Source organism: Bacillus cereus group sp. MYBK220-1 (genome assembly GCF_051916445.1).
GTDB classification, from domain to species: domain Bacteria; phylum Bacillota; class Bacilli; order Bacillales; family Bacillaceae_G; genus Bacillus_A; species Bacillus_A cereus.
This window is the reverse complement of sequence record NZ_JBQAGQ010000001.1, coordinates 728,962-745,382: the sequence shown is the minus strand read 5'-3', so window position 1 is coordinate 745,382 and position 16,421 is coordinate 728,962. Positions and strand designations below refer to the sequence as shown.

The window sequence follows — 16,421 nt, the reverse complement described above, 5'->3', positions numbered from 1 at the left end:
ACTATTGGTGTGTTATTTAACGTTAGGAAAGAGGAATCGCTATATGTCTTGAATAGGAGGGAGTTTGAAGTGCAAGCGAAAGCAGTGCAAATAGAAGAAATCTATCAAGAAATATTAGACGGTAAAAGAAGTAGGTTTCCACCGAATACATGGAAAGAAGATAGCAATAGAGAGCTATCTAAAAGGGTCACAAAATATTTAATTCAAACAATTTTAAAATGGAATGAAGAGGATATTAAACAAAAATGGAATACGCCTTTAATTATAAAATATCGATTACTCGGCGCGCTCAAACATAGTTATGATAATAGTCCCTATAAGATGATTGAAAACTTATATCCCAATAGATTTAAAGAGTGGGAGTTTGGTATGGCACCATTAAATTTTTGGACTAAAGAAAAAGCTCTTGAAGCATTAAAATGGACTGTTGAAGAAAAAGAAAAGCTAAGTAAAGTAGAACTATTCAAATTCTATAGTAAAAAATGGTTAGAGAAAAATAAACTCAGTGCACCATTAGTTATGTATTGGAATGGTAGTCCTTATGCAATGATAAATTCTTTATATCCTAATAAATTTAAAGAGTGGGAATTTAGTATGACTCCTAACAATTTTTGGACTAAAGAAAAAGCATTGGTAGCATTAAGGTGGACTATTGAAGAAAAAGAAAAATTAACTTCTTTTCAATTATTACAAGTTTACAGTGTAAAATGGCTTACTATTCATAATTTAATTTCTCCTTGTCAAATATTCTGGAATAACAGTCCGTACGCCATGATCAATGACTTATATCCTGGTCAAAATAAAGAATGGGAATATAAATTCACACCTACCGGATTTTGGACTGAAAAAAAAGCATTAGAGGCGCTGAAGTGGACTATTGAAGAAAAGGAAAAACTAACAGAGGGGCAATTACTATCTATTTACACACAAAGATGGTTAATTAAACATAAGTTATGGACACCATTAAGAAGATATTGGAAGGGAAGTCCATACAATATGTTAAATACTTTATACCCTAATCGTTATGCAAAAGATATGTTAAAAGGTTATAAAAATAAATAATGATTATATTAGAAGTCTTACTTATATCATACAATATCAAGTTTAAGATAGAGTTAATGAACTCTTAACTTAATTATAGGAGCGAAATTATATGTCACCTTTACGAGATGAAGCATTAAAAATGCATAAAGAAAAACAGGGGAAGATTGGTGTTTATTCTAAAGTTAAAGTACAAAATTCAACAGATTTAAGTCTCGCTTACTCACCAGGTGTTGCTGAGCCATGCTTAGAGATTTATAAAGATGAAAGCAAAGTATATGATTATACAATGAAAGGGAACCTAGTTGGAGTTATATCTGATGGAACTGCAGTATTAGGTCTTGGGAATATTGGACCTAAAGCAGCTATGCCAGTGATGGAGGGAAAAGCTTTACTTTTCAAATCATTTGCTGAGATCGATGCTTTTCCTATTTGTTTAAACACTAATAATCCGGATAAGATTGTTGAGGTTGTTAAATTATTAGAACTAAATTTTGGTGGGATAAACTTAGAAGATATTGCAGCACCTCAATGCTTTGAAATTGAGGAGCGCCTAAGAAAATCTTGTGATATTCCTGTTTTCCATGATGATCAACACGGTACAGCTATTGTAACGATTGCTGGCCTAATTAATGCACTTAAGTTAACAAATAAAAAAATTGAAGATGTTCAAATCGTTGTAAATGGCGCTGGTGCTGCTGGGATAGCCATTGTTAAGTTGTTACTCCATATGCATGTGAAAAATGTTATTTTGTGTGACACAAAAGGGATAGTATATGAACAGCGACCTATTGGAATGAATGCGCTTAAAGAAGAAATAGCTCGTATTACAAATATAGAACAGAAGCGGGGAAGATTAGCAGAGGCCCTGATTGATGCTGATGTATTTATTGGCGTATCAGCTGCAGGTGTAGTTGATGAGGATATGGTTCGTTCTATGAATCATAATCCTATTATTTTTGCCTTGGCTAACCCTACACCTGAAATTATGCCTAATAAAGCAAAAATAGCAGGAGCACTAGTAGTTGGTACAGGACGTTCTGACTTTCCTAATCAAGTAAATAATGTATTAGCTTTCCCTGGAGTTTTTCGTGGAGCCTTAGATGTACAAGCAAAAGAAATTAATGAAGAAATGAAGCTAGCAGCTGTTTATGCAATAGCTGATTTAATTTCAGAAGAAGAGCTTCATGTCAACTATGTCATTCCAAATCCGTTTGATCCTAGGGTGGTGCCACATGTAGCATATGCTGTCGCACGTGCTGCAGTAGAAACCGGTGTTTCAAGAAAAAATATCAGCATGTCTGAAATTAAAAACAATCTATTCAGGTTAACAAAAGAGACAAATATATTAAAATAAATATTTTTCTTAAGAAAATATTATGTAGTAAAGGTTATCTACTTAGTTCTTAGCGTATAAAAAATTAAATTATGTATACCTCCCTTTCTGATATTGGTAAAACGCATATATTTATTCCTTGTGAAGTATGAAAATTAACAAAGTCTTAAAAGGAGCGAGTTTAAAAGATGATTGTTCTTCAGGTAGTTTTAGCAATTTTTATTGTAGTAGGGGGATTCATAAAAATTTTCCATATATCTTTTCAGGTAGAACATTGGCAACAATATCAATATTCATTATGGTTTATGTCTATAATTGGTTTGGTTGAAATTGTTGGAGCAATAGGTATAATCGGTGGTATTTGGAATCAATACTTAGCGCTAGGAGCAAATACATTAATAGCAGTTCTCATGGTCGGAGCTATTCATGCTCATATGTTTCGAGCAAAACAATCTATTTTAATGGCAATTCCTGCATTACTTTGTTTCATACTATCTATGGGGATAATTATTTGGAATTTAAATACATTTTCTTAAGCTTAACTATAAATTGTTAAAATAAGTAATTATTAGAGGGATGTGTAAGCTCTATTTAAAATGTTGAATAGTTAAAGATTATTAATTCATAAAAATTATCACCATTTTACTCTCGTTTTTAATAGTTCTATGAATAGAAAGTCTCTTCATTTTTTTTATGCATGCTTGTAAACGAAATACGAAAACATAACTCATTATAGGAAGGAGAATTTTGAAATTCTATTGATAAACCCAGTAATTGTAATAGCCCTTATTTAGAATAATAATTTCAAAATCAATAAAATTTAGAGTAGAAGGAGCAAGAGCAAATTATTATGAATAAACAAATAGGATTCATCGGATGTGGAAACATGGGTATTGCTATGATAGGTGGGATGATAAAAAAAAATATAGTTTCTCCAGATCAAATAATTTGTTCAGATTTAAACGTCATTAATTTAAAAAATGCTAGTAATGAATATGGCATAACTATAACTACTAACAATAATGAAGTCGCTAACAGTGCTGACATTTTAATTTTATCAATCAAACCAGATTTATACTCATCGGTAATTAACCAAATAAAAGATCAAATAAAAAATGATGTAATCGTTGTAACTATTGCTGCAGGAAAAAGTATTAAGAGCACTGAGAATGAATTTGGTAGAAAGTTAAAAGTTGTTAGAGTAATGCCTAATACACCGGCACTTGTTGGAGAAGGAATGTCTGCGTTATGTTTTAATGAAATGGTTACAGAAAAAGATATAAAAGAGGTACTGAACATATTTAATATTTTCGGCCAGACGGAGGTCATAAATGAAAAGCTAATGGATGTTGTTACATCTATTAGTGGTTCTTCTCCAGCATATGTGTATATGTTTATAGAAGCCATGGCAGATGCTGCTGTACTTGGTGGTATGCCGAGAAAACAAGCTTATAAATTTGCGGCTCAGGCTGTATTAGGTTCTGCAAAAATGGTATTGGAAACAGGAATACATCCAGGTGAATTGAAGGATATGGTTTGTTCTCCAGGTGGAACGACGATAGAAGCTGTAGTAACGCTAGAAGAAAAAGGTTTAAGAACAGCTATCATTTCAGCTATGAAACGTTGTACGCAAAAATCTATGGAAATGTCTAGTTTAACTAGTAAGTGAGAAGCGAATTTATATAATATTTCAAATCTATTTAATGTAAAAGAAATATTATGAGGCTAGTTAATAACTAAGTAAATTTATATACAACACTAACGAGAAGAACAAACCTTATTTTAAAGGGGATACAGAAAATATGAGTAATTTACTAAAAAAGAAATCCGTTACACAATTGTTAGAGCATAATCAAAGCAAGACTTTAACGAAAACATTAGGGGCATTTGATTTAATTATGTTAGGGGTAGGCTCGATAGTTGGAACAGGTGTTCTTGTGTTAACTGGATTAGTAGCAGCAAGAAATGCTGGTCCAGCAGTTGTTTTTTCATTTATACTTGCAGCAATTATATGTGGATTTATAGCATTATGTTACGCGGAAATTGCTTCTACACTCCCGGCGTCTGGTAGTGTATATACGTACTCATATGCAACAATTGGTGAGTTTGTTGCTCATCTAGTAGGTTGGTCATTGCTGTTAATATATATCGTGGCAACAGCAGCTGTCGCTGCTGGATGGACAGGCTATTTCCACAATTTAATAAAGGGATTTGGATTAGAGATACCTAAAGCTCTAGTAACGATTCCTTCGCATGGTGGTATTGTGAATCTACCAGCAGTAATTATTACATTGATATTAGCATGGATGTTATCCCGTGGTACGAGGGAAAGCAAACGAATCAATAATACAATGGTATTGATTAAAATTGGAATGATTTTGTTGTTTATTACGGTTGGTATATTCTATGTAAAACCAATGAACTGGATACCAATTGCACCATACGGTTTAAGTGGAGTTTTTACGGGTGGAGCAGCTATTTTATTCGCTTTTACGGGTTTTGATATATTAGCAACTTCAGCAGAAGAAGTAAAAGATCCGAAACGTAATCTTCCAATCGGTATTATTGCATCATTAATCATATGTACAATTATTTATGTTATGGTATGCCTTGTTATGACAGGAATGGTTTCCTATAAAGAATTAAATGTTCCTGAGGCAATGGCGTATGTAATGGAAGTTGTAGGACAAGGAAAAGTCGCTGGTGCAATTGCTGCAGGTGCTGTAATTGGCCTTATGGCTGTTATTTTTTCCAATATGTATGCGGCAACACGAGTATTCTTTGCAATGAGTCGTGATGGATTGTTACCGAAATCATTTGCGAAAGTTAATAAGAAAACTGGAGCACCCACTTTTATAACTGGATTAGCAGGAATAGGGAGCTCTATAATAGCTGGGTTTATTGATTTGAAAGAATTAGTTAATTTAGTTAATATCGGTAGTTTGGTGACATTTGCGTTAGTTTGTCTATCAGTTATTATCCTTCGTAAATCACACCCAAATTTAAAACGTGGATTTATGGTACCTTTTGTACCTGTATTACCATGCGTTGCAATTGTATGTTGTGTGTTTTTAATGCTAAATTTACCGTTAAGGACATGGGTGTACTTTAGTATTTGGATTACTATTGGGGTAGTAGTATATTTCCTTTATTCGATAAAACACAGTAATTTAAATGAGGAAACGATCTCGAAATTACATGATAAAATTGCGAGATAATAACGATCGAAAATTTTATTAATAATCATATTGATAGTTGAGTAACATAGAAGCAGTTTTTTGACATTTAGCAAGAGATAAAATAAGAGATGCTAGGGCAGCTAAGTACTTTTTTAGAAACCTTGCTTGTTTTTTACGATTTAAAACTGCTAAGGAGAGAGAAGTATGAGTGAATTGCATTTTATGAGTATAGAAGAATTGGATAATAAATTGAAAAAATCTGACAGTGGTATTTATTTCATTAAAGACTATAATGACAATATTATTTATGTAGGCAAGGCTTTTAGTATAAAAAGTAGAGTATTAGCTCATTTTAATAGTTATTCCAATATTGAGGAATATGTACATTTATTTAATAAAGTAGCGTATCTCATTGAAGATAGTTTGTTAAAACGCTCATTGTTACAAGTTACTTACATGATTAAATATAAACCCGTATTAAACAAAGAAGTACAAAAAGAATTCCCAGAGTTGTATACTCAATACATTAAGCAGACAAATAAAAAATCTATGTTGTTAGAAATTGATGAAGCTAAAGAAAAAAGGGATGAGTTAAAGAATAAATTAGTAAAATTAGTGGGTGGAAAAACTATGTTTTATGACATAATTTCTCTGTTAAATAATGGATATAACTATCATGTCCTCGCAAAAGTATTGAGCATAGAACTTCAAACTTTAATTATAATAAAAGAACACCGAAATAAATTCCCGATACCACATAATTATAAGAGGACAATAAAACATCAAGATATAATGTATGCTTTATCTGGAAAAAAGAATTTAAGTACTTAAAGGTTAAACACTTAACTTTAAAATAGTAAATTCGTTGCTTTTGTAGCTTTTATTGTTATATTGAAATGCAATGTACATTTGTGTTTCAAATTTAATTGGTGAAATAAGGGGAGGGAAAGGGTTCCTATAAAAATACTGGAATAAATTAGGTTATTCATGCGTAAATAGCATAATTAGGTACATGTTATTTATAAATATTCAAAGATACGAAAGTAATACAAATGAAATTCTTATTTCTGCTACTACAAGTACTATTGAGCAAATGAAGTATGAAATTGCTTTTGAACTAGGAGTCACACTGGGACCTGATACATCACATCATCTGCAAATGGTTCGAATCGGTGGAGAGATTACAAAACGCTTAGTTCGAATGGCTGAAAAACAGTTAACAGGTCAATACAGATTACACTAAGAAAATAATCCGTATATATACGGATTATTTTTCCTTTAATTTACAAAAAAATAAATTTCGAAATCGAAAAGACCTCTCAGATTCCTTTGTAATAAACTTTTTTATTTGCGTTAATGACATAGGTATCAAAAGATAATCAACCCGATACGAACGATGTATGAGCCTTTAAAAGAGTTTTGGTGTTATTTGCAATTTTAATTTCATAATACTTAAGCCGATATAATAAAATGTTTTATGTCTAAATCGATATAAAGGAATAGTTTTTTAGTGATATTTCTTTTTTTATAGAATAAGCAAAACCTGATATTGTAGTAAGAATTGTTTTGAGGTCAATTTACTGTGCATCTTGGTTATTGAAGTTTTTTGTTGATTAACAACTATTGTATTTGGAAATTAATAATAAGTTTATCTCGCTATTTGCCAGGCAGTAAGACCCCCACCTCAAAATTCAGCGGAAGCAAAGAAGTTAGGTGGGGGGCGGGCTGCCCGTAAAAGCCCGATTGGTGTGGGCTAATAATCAGTGGGGATGAACAAAACCCCCACTGATTAAAGTTTCACTTTATGTGATGCGGTAATAAAACTATCTAGTTTGCTATTTTTAGTATTTGTAAAGTCTATATATTTTCCTCTTTTGTGGAAAGTAAAACTAATGTTGCGACCAGTAATATAGTGTCATTTTTTTGAATATTCCATCGTTTCTTCGTGTTTAGTTGAGTACTTGAATTTCCTCCATCTTGTACTTTTCAAAGCATAGTGCTTCAAAAATAGCCGTATCGCTTTCATCTGTTTCCAAATTCACAACTTCTTTATTATCTTTTTCTAAAATTTGGAGGAAAATAGTTTTTCAGTTTCACATGTAAATTAGCAGTATTTATTTTTTGAATTCAATTTGTAGAAAGGATTGAATTGGAACTTTGACTGTTATTTCTTGCGGTGGTACAGTATCTCCTGTTACTTCGCTTTATTTTAAATCTTTTTCCAGCTTGGTCCTCGCATTGACTACCACTGTATTTTGTAGTACTTCACTATTTTCTCAAGTTCAATAATTATATTTTGTAGAATTAAGAAAAGAACTTAGCTTATTTCCTTTACTTTACTTATCTACTCTGATATTTAGATGCTAACTACAATTAAATAATATATGATTTTTATAAAAAAGATATAGTAATATTTTGTTGTGAATTGTACTAATTTGATATTTTATAGTATTATTTGTCGTGAATTATATATAACAGAATATATTTTATGGATCTATAAAGGAGAATGTAATGAATACTTCTATCGATATACAACACTTGTGTGATCTTGCACATAAAGCATTTAATGCCCCTGTACATATTTTATCTGCAGACAAAAAAATTTTATATCATTCTACATCTGATAATGTTTGTAGTCCTTTTTATTCTTCAAAAGAAGAACATCTTACTGATATTTATCAAGAAAACGATCCCTTTAACTTGCCACTTTTCCGAAGTAACAACTATCTTGAAAATTTTGTTCTAATTCATATAGAAAATCATGATGATATTAAAGGGACTATCATAATCGGTCCTACTATACATCCAAAAGATTCAGATGATATGATCATAAAATTTCAGAAAGAATTTAAATCAAATGATAACATTCAAGAAAGACTTGCCTATTATCAGTGTTTATCTGAGATTAAAAAAACTACATTAATTGATATGGGAATTTTATTACATTACATGATTTTCAATGAAAAGTTAGATGTAGATATTGTCTTGGAAAAAAATAAAGTACTAGAGGAAATTCCTAATAAAAATGTGAAACCTGATTTATATATTTTAAAACGCCGACAAAACAAACCTAAAACGCACAATATGGCATTAGTAAATGATTTCTTTTCGACTATTAAAGAAGGGAATAAAAAAAAGTTAATACAGTATATGTATGCGGTTTCGCAAGAAGATGTTGAACTTATGCTAATAGAGGATCCGCTCAGGAATCAAAAAAACCTTGGAATTATTGCGATTACCTTAGCCACTCGATATGCAATAGAAGGAAACCTGCCACCAGATATTGCTTTTGCCCATAGTATTTTATATATACAAACCCTAGAACAATTAGATAATGTAGAATCTGTAAAGCGATTGTCAGGGGACGCTTTACGTACCTTTGCAGATCGTGTGAAAGAATACAATGCAAAAAAGTATTCTTACGCGGTTACTACATGTATAAAACATATTAATAAAAATGTTTACGATGGAATATCTCTGAATGAACTTGCTAATCATTTAGAAATTACGCCTACTTATCTGTCTAAACTATTTAAAAAAGAAATGGGAATTACTTTAAGCGAATATATTCAAAGGGAAAGAGTGGAAGAAGCAAAAAAATTATTAACACTCACTACTTATTCGTTATCAGATATCTGTGCGTGGCTTAACTTTAATGACCAAAGTTATTTTATAAGAGTTTTCAAAAAAATCACTAGTATGACTCCTAGGCAGTACCGTGAAAAATATACAGTAATATAAGCTTGTTATCTGCTGTCTTCAATGTAAAGACTTAAACATGGGTATAAGTATCCCAAAAAATGAAAATACACTAACCATTATTTTGCTAAAGAAAACAAAAAGACAGAAGGCTGCAAAGTGTTTCAAGTAAGCTTTGCAGCTTTTTTGTAATTTAAAACCTATGTTTATAACGATGATAAGTTTATAGACTAATATCTTCATACTGAATATTTGTTAATAATGATATTAGGATGTTTTGTGAAAAAATCAACAATATAACATATATTACTAAATATATCTACATTTTATGCAATTATACATAACTAAATAAAGGTAAAAAAGTATAAAAAGACCTATTATATTATTCTATAAGTATTTTTTCTAAAATAAAATTTCTTGGTTGAGCTAAAATAGTTATTTTTAACCGTATACACATTAATTTGTAATCATTACAATTACAGAAATGAAATTTACGGATAACTATATTTATATAATTTTTTTCGGTTCATATTTTTATTTAACAGTAAATTATCGATCGTAATCGACAAAATTTTTCTATTTACGCATTAAAAATTTAATGTTTTAATGAACAACATAACTGGTATGACCAGACAGAAAGGATAAGGTTACGCTAATAGGAATTATAGTGAAGTTGTAAGTAACATTATGTCGTTAATAATTTTATAAATAGTCAATTTATTTACAAGAGGTCAAGAATCAAATTTGTAATAAACCTGTTCTAAGTTTCTGCATAACAAAAGTGAAGTTATTCCGCAATAAAAGTATAAGCGATGTACAGTATAATTTCACCTTTTGTAGTCTAGTAAGGAGCTTGCTGATAAAACTAAGAGTAATATTATTAAATCTAAATTAAACAATGTTATGACAAGATTAACTGTAAGCATTGGTTTATTGATTCTCGCAGTTCTGTAAGTTAAACCGCAATTCTAGGGAAGAATTACTCATTTACTATTCATAGGGTGCTTGATTCAAATATAGTTAATAAATTTTTGTTATTTATATTTGAAAAAATAAAGTATCGAAGTGAGAAGTAAGTAAAATCCTTACATCCTATTAGAAGTAAAAAATAACGATATTATCCTATCTGAAAGATTTCTCCTTCTTAACCAGTTTACAAAGAGAGAGGTCGTACAAGTTATATGAATTAAGTTATAAAAACAATGGTAAAGGAGTGTACGGAATGAAAACTAAAATAATTACAGGATTATTAGTCACATCCATTGTAACTGGAGGGAATATTCCTATCAATACTCTCGCAACACCAATCGTTCAAGCGGAAACTCAACAGGAAGGCATGGATATTTCCTCTTCATTACGAAAATTAGGTGCGCAATCTAAATTAATCCAAACGTATATTGATCAATCTTTAATGAGTCCTAATGTACAGTTAGAGGAAGTCACAGCTTTAAATACAAATCAATTCCTAATCAAACAAGATATGAAGGAATGGTCATCGGAACTCTATCCACAGTTAATTCTATTAAATTCAAAAAGCAAAGGATTTGTAACAAAATTTAATAGCTATTACCCGACATTAAAATCGTTTGTAGACAATAAAGAAGATAGAGAAGGGTTTTCGGATAGACTTGAAGTACTTCAAGAAATGGCTATGACGAATCAAGAAAATACGCAACGGCAAATCAATGAATTAACAGATCTTAAATTACAGCTTGATAAAAAATTAAAAGATTTTGATACCAATGTGGCAACTGCGCAAGGCATACTAAGTACAGATGGAACAGGAAAAATAGATCAGTTAAAAAATGAAATATTAAATACCAAAAAAGCAATTCAAAATGATTTACAGCAAATTGCATTAATACCAGGGGCTTTAAATGAACAGGGATTTGCTATATTCAAAGAAGTTTATAGTCTTTCAAAAGAAATTATTGAACCGGCTGCTCAAGCAGGGGTGGCAGCGTATAACAAAGGAAAAGAAATTAACAACTCTATTTTAGAAGCGGAGAAAAAAGCGGCGCAAGAAGCGACAGAACAAGGTAAAACTGCTCTAGAGATTGAATCAGCAAAAAAAGCAGCTCGTGAAGCAATTGAGAAAAGCAAACAAGGTGAAATAGCAGCCGCAGCCGCAGCAAAAACACAAGAGTATGACCTGATGAAGGTCATTGATACCGAAAAGATTAAGAAAACATTTGGCGTTTTTGCTGAAGTAAATAAATTAACAGCAGAACAGCGAGCATATTTAGATGATTTAGAGAAACAAAATCAAAAAATATATGATTTAACAACGAAATTATCAATAGCTGATTTACAAAAATCAATGCTTCTTCTTACACAAAATGATTTGCATACGTTTGCAAATCAAGTAGATGTAGAACTTGATCTACTAAAGCGTTATAAAGAAGATTTAAATCTAATAAAAAATAGCATTACAAAATTATCTACTAATGTTGATACAACTAACGAGCAGTCTCAAAAAGATACATTAAGACAATTAAAAAATGTAATAAGTTACCTTGAAGAGCAAGTATATAAATTTTGATATTACGTTTTTGGAAATCTATAAAGAGTATAAGCATTTAGCGAAAGAAGGAGAATAGTCATGAAAAAATTTCCATTCAAAGTACTAACTTTAGCTACATTAGCAACTGTTATAACTGCTACTACCGGTAACACTATTCATGCATTTGCACAAGAAACGACCGCTCAAGAACAAAAAGTAGGCAATTATGCATTAGGCCCCGAAGGACTGAAGAAAGCATTAGCTGAAACAGGGTCTCATATTCTAGTAATGGATTTATACGCAAAAACAATGATTAAGCAACCAAATGTAAATTTATCTAATATCGATTTAGGCTCAGAGGGGGGAGAGTTGCTCAAAAATATTCACCTTAATCAAGAGCTGTCACGAATCAATGCGAATTACTGGTTAGATACAGCGAAGCCACAGATTCAAAAAACTGCTCGTAATATTGTAAATTACGATGAACAATTTCAAAATTATTACGACACATTAGTAGAAACTGTACAAAAGAAAGATAAGGCAGGTCTAAAAGAGGGTATAAATGATTTAATTACTACAATCAATACAAATTCAAAAGAAGTTACAGATGTGATTAAGATGCTACAAGACTTCAAAGGGAAACTATATCAAAATTCTACAGATTTTAAAAATAATGTTGGTGGTCCAGATGGGAAAGGTGGATTAACTGCAATATTAGCAGGTCAACAGGCAACGATTCCACAACTTCAAGCTGAAATTGAGCAACTTCGTTCTACTCAGAAAAAACATTTTGATGATGTATTAGCATGGTCAATTGGTGGTGGATTGGGAGCAGCTATTTTAGTTATTGCAGCTATTGGAGGAGCGGTCGTTATTGTTGTAACTGGCGGTACAGCAACACCGGCTGTTGTTGGTGGACTCTCGGCTCTTGGTGCAGCTGGTATCGGTCTAGGAACTGCGGCTGGTGTCACAGCATCTAAGCATATGGACTCCTATAATGAAATTTCTAACAAAATCGGAGAATTAAGTATGAAAGCAGATCGTGCTAATCAAGCAGTTCTTTCGCTTACTAACGCGAAAGAAACATTGGCATATTTATATCAGACTGTAGATCAAGCGATATTGTCTCTAACAAATATTCAAAAGCAATGGAATACAATGGGCGCAAATTATACAGATTTACTGGATAATATCGATTCTATGCAAGACCACAAATTCTCTTTAATACCAGATGATTTAAAAGCCGCTAAAGAAAGTTGGAATGATATTCATAAAGATGCAGAATTCATTTCAAAAGATATTGCTTTTAAACAGGAGTAGAACTGAAATATAAAACCTAAATTGGAGGAAAATGAAATGATAAAAAAAATCCCTTATAAATTACTCGCTGTATCGACGCTATTAACTATTACAACTGCTAATGTAGTTTCACCAGTAACAACTTTTGCAAGTGAAATTGAACAAACGAATAATGGAGATACGGCTCTTTCTGCAAATGAAGCGAGAATGAAAGAGACCTTGCAAAAGGCTGGATTATTTGCAAAATCTATGAATGCCTATTCTTATATGTTAATTAAGAATCCTGATGTGAATTTTGAGGGAATTACCATTAATGGATATGTAGATTTACCTGGTAGAATCGTACAAGATCAAAAGAATGCAAGGTCACATGCTGTTACTTGGGATACGAAAGTAAAAAAACAGCTTTTAGATACATTGAATGGTATTGTTGAATACGATACAACATTTGACAATTATTATGAAACAATGGTAGAAGCGATTAATACAGGGGATGGAGAAACTTTAAAAGAAGGGATTACAGATTTGCGAGGTGAAATTCAACAAAATCAAAAGTATGCACAACAACTAATAGAAGAATTAACTAAATTAAGAGACTCTATTGGACATGATGTTAGAGCTTTTGGAAGTAATAAAGAGCTCTTGCAGTCAATTTTAAAAAATCAAGGTGCAGATGTTGATGCCGATCAAAAGCGTCTAGAAGAAGTATTAGGATCAGTAAACTATTATAAACAATTAGAATCTGATGGGTTTAATGTAATGAAGGGTGCTATTTTGGGGCTACCAATAATTGGCGGTATCATAGTGGGAGTAGCAAGGGATAATTTAGGTAAGTTAGAGCCTTTATTAGCAGAATTACGTCAGACCGTGGATTATAAAGTAACCTTAAATCGTGTAGTTGGAGTTGCTTACAGTAATATTAATGAAATGCACAAGGCGCTTGATGATGCTATTAACGCTCTTACTTATATGTCCACGCAGTGGCATGATTTAGATTCTCAATATTCGGGCGTTCTAGGGCATATTGAGAATGCAGCTCAAAAAGCCGATCAAAATAAATTTAAATTCTTAAAACCTAATTTAAATGCAGCGAAAGACAGTTGGAAAACATTACGAACAGATGCTGTTACATTAAAAGAAGGAATAAAGGAATTAAAAGTGGAAACTGTTACTCCACAAAAATAGGGAAATATTAATTCTGTTGTAAAGTGAACTAAAACATAGAAAGTCTATGATTACACTGTTAAACAGAAAAGTAATAATTAATAAATCCTTATATAACAGAAAGGCGGAGTCTCATTAAAGACTTCGCCTTTCAATTATATATAAGTATGATTCGAATAAAAAATAACCTTGTAGTTTAATTGCTTTTTTAAAATTTGCAACAGAATCGGTTAATTTGAAGCAGATTATATACATTTTCTTTAATACTTAATGATTTGAAGGCTGCTAAAGAAAGTTCAAACGATACTGATAAAAGATGTAGAACTCATTTTGAAAGACATCGCTTTTTAATAAGATTAGAACTTGAAACCATACCTTATATAGGAGGAATACGAAATGATGAAAAAAATCCCTCATAAACTACTCGCTGTATCAGCGTTTTTAACTATAACAACTACTTATGCAGTCATACCACTAGAAACTTTTGCAATTGAAATTGAACAAACGAACACTGAAAATATGTCTCTTTCAGCAAATGAAGAACAGATGAAAAAAGCTTTGCAAGATGCTGGTTTATTTGCAAAAGCTATGAATGAATATTCTTATTTGCTAATTAATAATCCAGATGTGAGTTTTGAAGGAATAACTATTAATGGAAATGCAGATTTACCTAGTAAAATTGTACAAGATCAAAAGAATGCAAGAGCACATGCTGTTACATGGAATACACAAGTAAAAAAACAGCTTTTTGATACATTGACAGGCATTATAGAATACAATACAAAATTTGAAAATTATTATGAAACATTAGTAGAGGCGATCAATACTGGAAATGGAGATACTTTAAAAAAAGGGATTACAGATTTACAGGGAGGAATTCAACAAAATCAAAAGTCTGCAAAAGCATTAATAGAAGAATTAATTCAATTAAAAAATGCTATTGGAGAAGATGTTAGAACATTTGGAAGTCATAAAGAGACATTGCAATCGATTTTAAAAAACCAAGGTGCTGATGTGGAGGCGGACCAAAAGCGTCTAGAGGACCTTTTAGGACAAGTAAAATATCAGAAAGACATAGAATCTAAGGGGTTAGACATGGTGAAAATCCCCTTTATTCCAACCTTGATTGCTGGTGGCATAATGATAGGTGATGCAAGAGGTAAGTTAGGTTGGCTAGAACCTGAATTAGCAAAATTGCGTCAGACTGTAGATTATAAAATAACATTGAATCGTGTAGTTGGAGTTGCATTTCATAATATTAGTGATATGCATAGTATGCTTGATAGTGCTATCACTGCTCTTACTTATATGTCTACGCAATGGGAGGATTTAGATTCTCAATATTCGGGTGTACTGGGACATATTGATAAAGCTGATCAAAAAGCTGATCAAAATAAATATAAATTCTTAACCCCTAGCTTGAATGCAGCGAAAAACAGTTGGAAAACATTAAAAACAGATGTTGTCACTTTGCAAGAAGGGATAAAAATTGCAGAGAAAAAAGAACAGGATTTTTTGAATCAGCTTCGTCCATCAAACGTTTTCTACTTTTATAAAAAAATTCATAACGCATACACTTTGGAAATAAAGACTGGAACAAATGCGCCAAATGCGTCTTATAAAGTCATGAATTTAACTAAAAACACTGTTCATAATATGTGGAGTGGAGGGGCTAATACTAACATGTGGGCTGATTGGCTTTCATTCAATCCAAATGATGAATTTGCGGTAGTAGCAGTAGTGGATGGTAAAGAATATGTTGTGTATAAAGACAAAGTACAAAATATAATGAACTGAATCTGAAAGTAACGAAGTAATTGGAGCTGGAGAATAAACTAGACACCAAGTTAATCGAAAAATCTCCTTATATCTTAGAATATTTTGCTCAAGAAAAAGAATTTGTTCAGCGAAAAAAGTAAATATTGAATCAAGGAGTTAGTTGTATTATGTGTATGGTTTTACCGAAAGGTTTCAAGTACATTCCCCATACAATTATGTAGTTATCCTGAAGCATCTACAGGTGTTCTTATCGACCTTGAAGAACTACTTAGCTTCCTAAGTGGAGTGATTTTATGCAAAATTAAGTAAACGTTTTTGTACATAGATTAGTTGACATTTATATAGTTTTTTTCCATTTTTAAAGATAGTTTTGTTTTTTTATGTTATTTTTCAAAAATTACTGCTGAAATTTCTATATTCA

The 16,421-nt window shown here is 31.5% G+C and carries 13 protein-coding genes and 1 pseudogene; 13 read left to right on the top strand and 1 reads right to left on the bottom strand.

What is annotated here, in order from left to right:
* Nucleotides 1–69 precede the first annotated feature (69 nt).
* The 7 genes from ACTFRU_RS03825 (at nt 70) to ACTFRU_RS03795 (ending at nt 6,799) form a co-directional block, all read left to right on the top strand.
* Entirely contained in the window at nt 70–1,062 is a 993-nt protein-coding gene (locus ACTFRU_RS03825) for a DUF4046 domain-containing protein (RefSeq protein ID WP_440037481.1), read from the top strand.
* Between the two features lie 91 nt (nt 1,063–1,153).
* Nucleotides 1,154–2,398, top strand: coding sequence for an NAD(P)-dependent malic enzyme (locus ACTFRU_RS03820; RefSeq protein ID WP_000074777.1), 1,245 nt, complete (start codon nt 1,154–1,156; stop codon nt 2,396–2,398).
* Between the two features lie 167 nt (nt 2,399–2,565).
* Entirely contained in the window at nt 2,566–2,913 is a 348-nt protein-coding gene (locus ACTFRU_RS03815; RefSeq protein WP_000636506.1) for a DoxX family protein, read from the top strand.
* A gap of 314 nt (nt 2,914–3,227) precedes the next feature.
* Nucleotides 3,228–4,046 carry a pyrroline-5-carboxylate reductase gene (gene proC / locus ACTFRU_RS03810; RefSeq protein WP_001041290.1) on the top strand — a complete coding sequence of 273 codons (819 nt, stop codon included), beginning with the start codon at nt 3,228–3,230 and terminating at the stop codon, nt 4,044–4,046.
* Between the two features lie 133 nt (nt 4,047–4,179).
* The gene (locus tag ACTFRU_RS03805) at nt 4,180–5,595 is read left to right on the top strand and encodes an amino acid permease (protein WP_025686875.1); all 1,416 of its coding nucleotides are present in this window, start codon (nt 4,180–4,182) and stop codon (nt 5,593–5,595) included.
* 165 nt (nt 5,596–5,760) lie between these two features.
* Complete coding sequence (locus tag ACTFRU_RS03800; RefSeq protein ID WP_001292161.1) at nt 5,761–6,387, top strand: excinuclease ABC subunit C; 627 nt, start codon at nt 5,761–5,763, stop codon at nt 6,385–6,387.
* A 181-nt stretch (nt 6,388–6,568) separates the two neighbouring features.
* The gene (locus ACTFRU_RS03795) at nt 6,569–6,799 is read left to right on the top strand and encodes an alpha/beta-type small acid-soluble spore protein (protein WP_000897403.1); all 231 of its coding nucleotides are present in this window, start codon (nt 6,569–6,571) and stop codon (nt 6,797–6,799) included.
* A gap of 706 nt (nt 6,800–7,505) precedes the next feature.
* On the opposite strand, the gene ACTFRU_RS03790 is transcribed toward ACTFRU_RS03795, so the two are convergent.
* Nucleotides 7,506–7,637: a peptidase gene (locus tag ACTFRU_RS03790; RefSeq protein ID WP_076876078.1), complete on the bottom strand. Its 132-nt coding sequence runs from the start codon at nt 7,635–7,637 to the stop codon at nt 7,506–7,508.
* A gap of 430 nt (nt 7,638–8,067) precedes the next feature.
* On the opposite strand from ACTFRU_RS03790, the gene ACTFRU_RS03785 reads away from it, so the two are divergent.
* From ACTFRU_RS03785 to ACTFRU_RS03760, 6 genes and pseudogenes are all read left to right on the top strand, one after another.
* The gene (locus ACTFRU_RS03785; RefSeq protein ID WP_001097903.1) at nt 8,068–9,297 is read left to right on the top strand and encodes a helix-turn-helix domain-containing protein; all 1,230 of its coding nucleotides are present in this window, start codon (nt 8,068–8,070) and stop codon (nt 9,295–9,297) included.
* Nucleotides 9,298–10,477: 1,180 nt separating this feature from the next.
* Nucleotides 10,478–11,797 carry a hemolytic enterotoxin HBL lytic component L2 gene (gene hblC / locus ACTFRU_RS03780; protein WP_016122781.1) on the top strand — a complete coding sequence of 440 codons (1,320 nt, stop codon included), beginning with the start codon at nt 10,478–10,480 and terminating at the stop codon, nt 11,795–11,797.
* A gap of 60 nt (nt 11,798–11,857) precedes the next feature.
* Nucleotides 11,858–13,078: a hemolytic enterotoxin HBL lytic component L1 gene (gene hblD / locus ACTFRU_RS03775; RefSeq protein WP_000714435.1), complete on the top strand. Its 1,221-nt coding sequence runs from the start codon at nt 11,858–11,860 to the stop codon at nt 13,076–13,078.
* Between the two features lie 36 nt (nt 13,079–13,114).
* Nucleotides 13,115–14,242 carry a hemolysin BL binding component B gene (gene hblA, locus ACTFRU_RS03770; protein ID WP_000591975.1) on the top strand — a complete coding sequence of 376 codons (1,128 nt, stop codon included), beginning with the start codon at nt 13,115–13,117 and terminating at the stop codon, nt 14,240–14,242.
* Between the two features lie 375 nt (nt 14,243–14,617).
* Nucleotides 14,618–16,018 (top strand): hemolysin BL regulatory component HblB, encoded by a 1,401-nt coding sequence (gene hblB / locus ACTFRU_RS03765; protein WP_440037480.1) that lies wholly within the window; start codon nt 14,618–14,620, stop codon nt 16,016–16,018.
* A gap of 20 nt (nt 16,019–16,038) precedes the next feature.
* Nucleotides 16,039–16,267: pseudogene (locus ACTFRU_RS03760) on the top strand (hypothetical protein); the annotation flags it as partial.
* Nucleotides 16,268–16,421 lie beyond the last annotated feature (154 nt).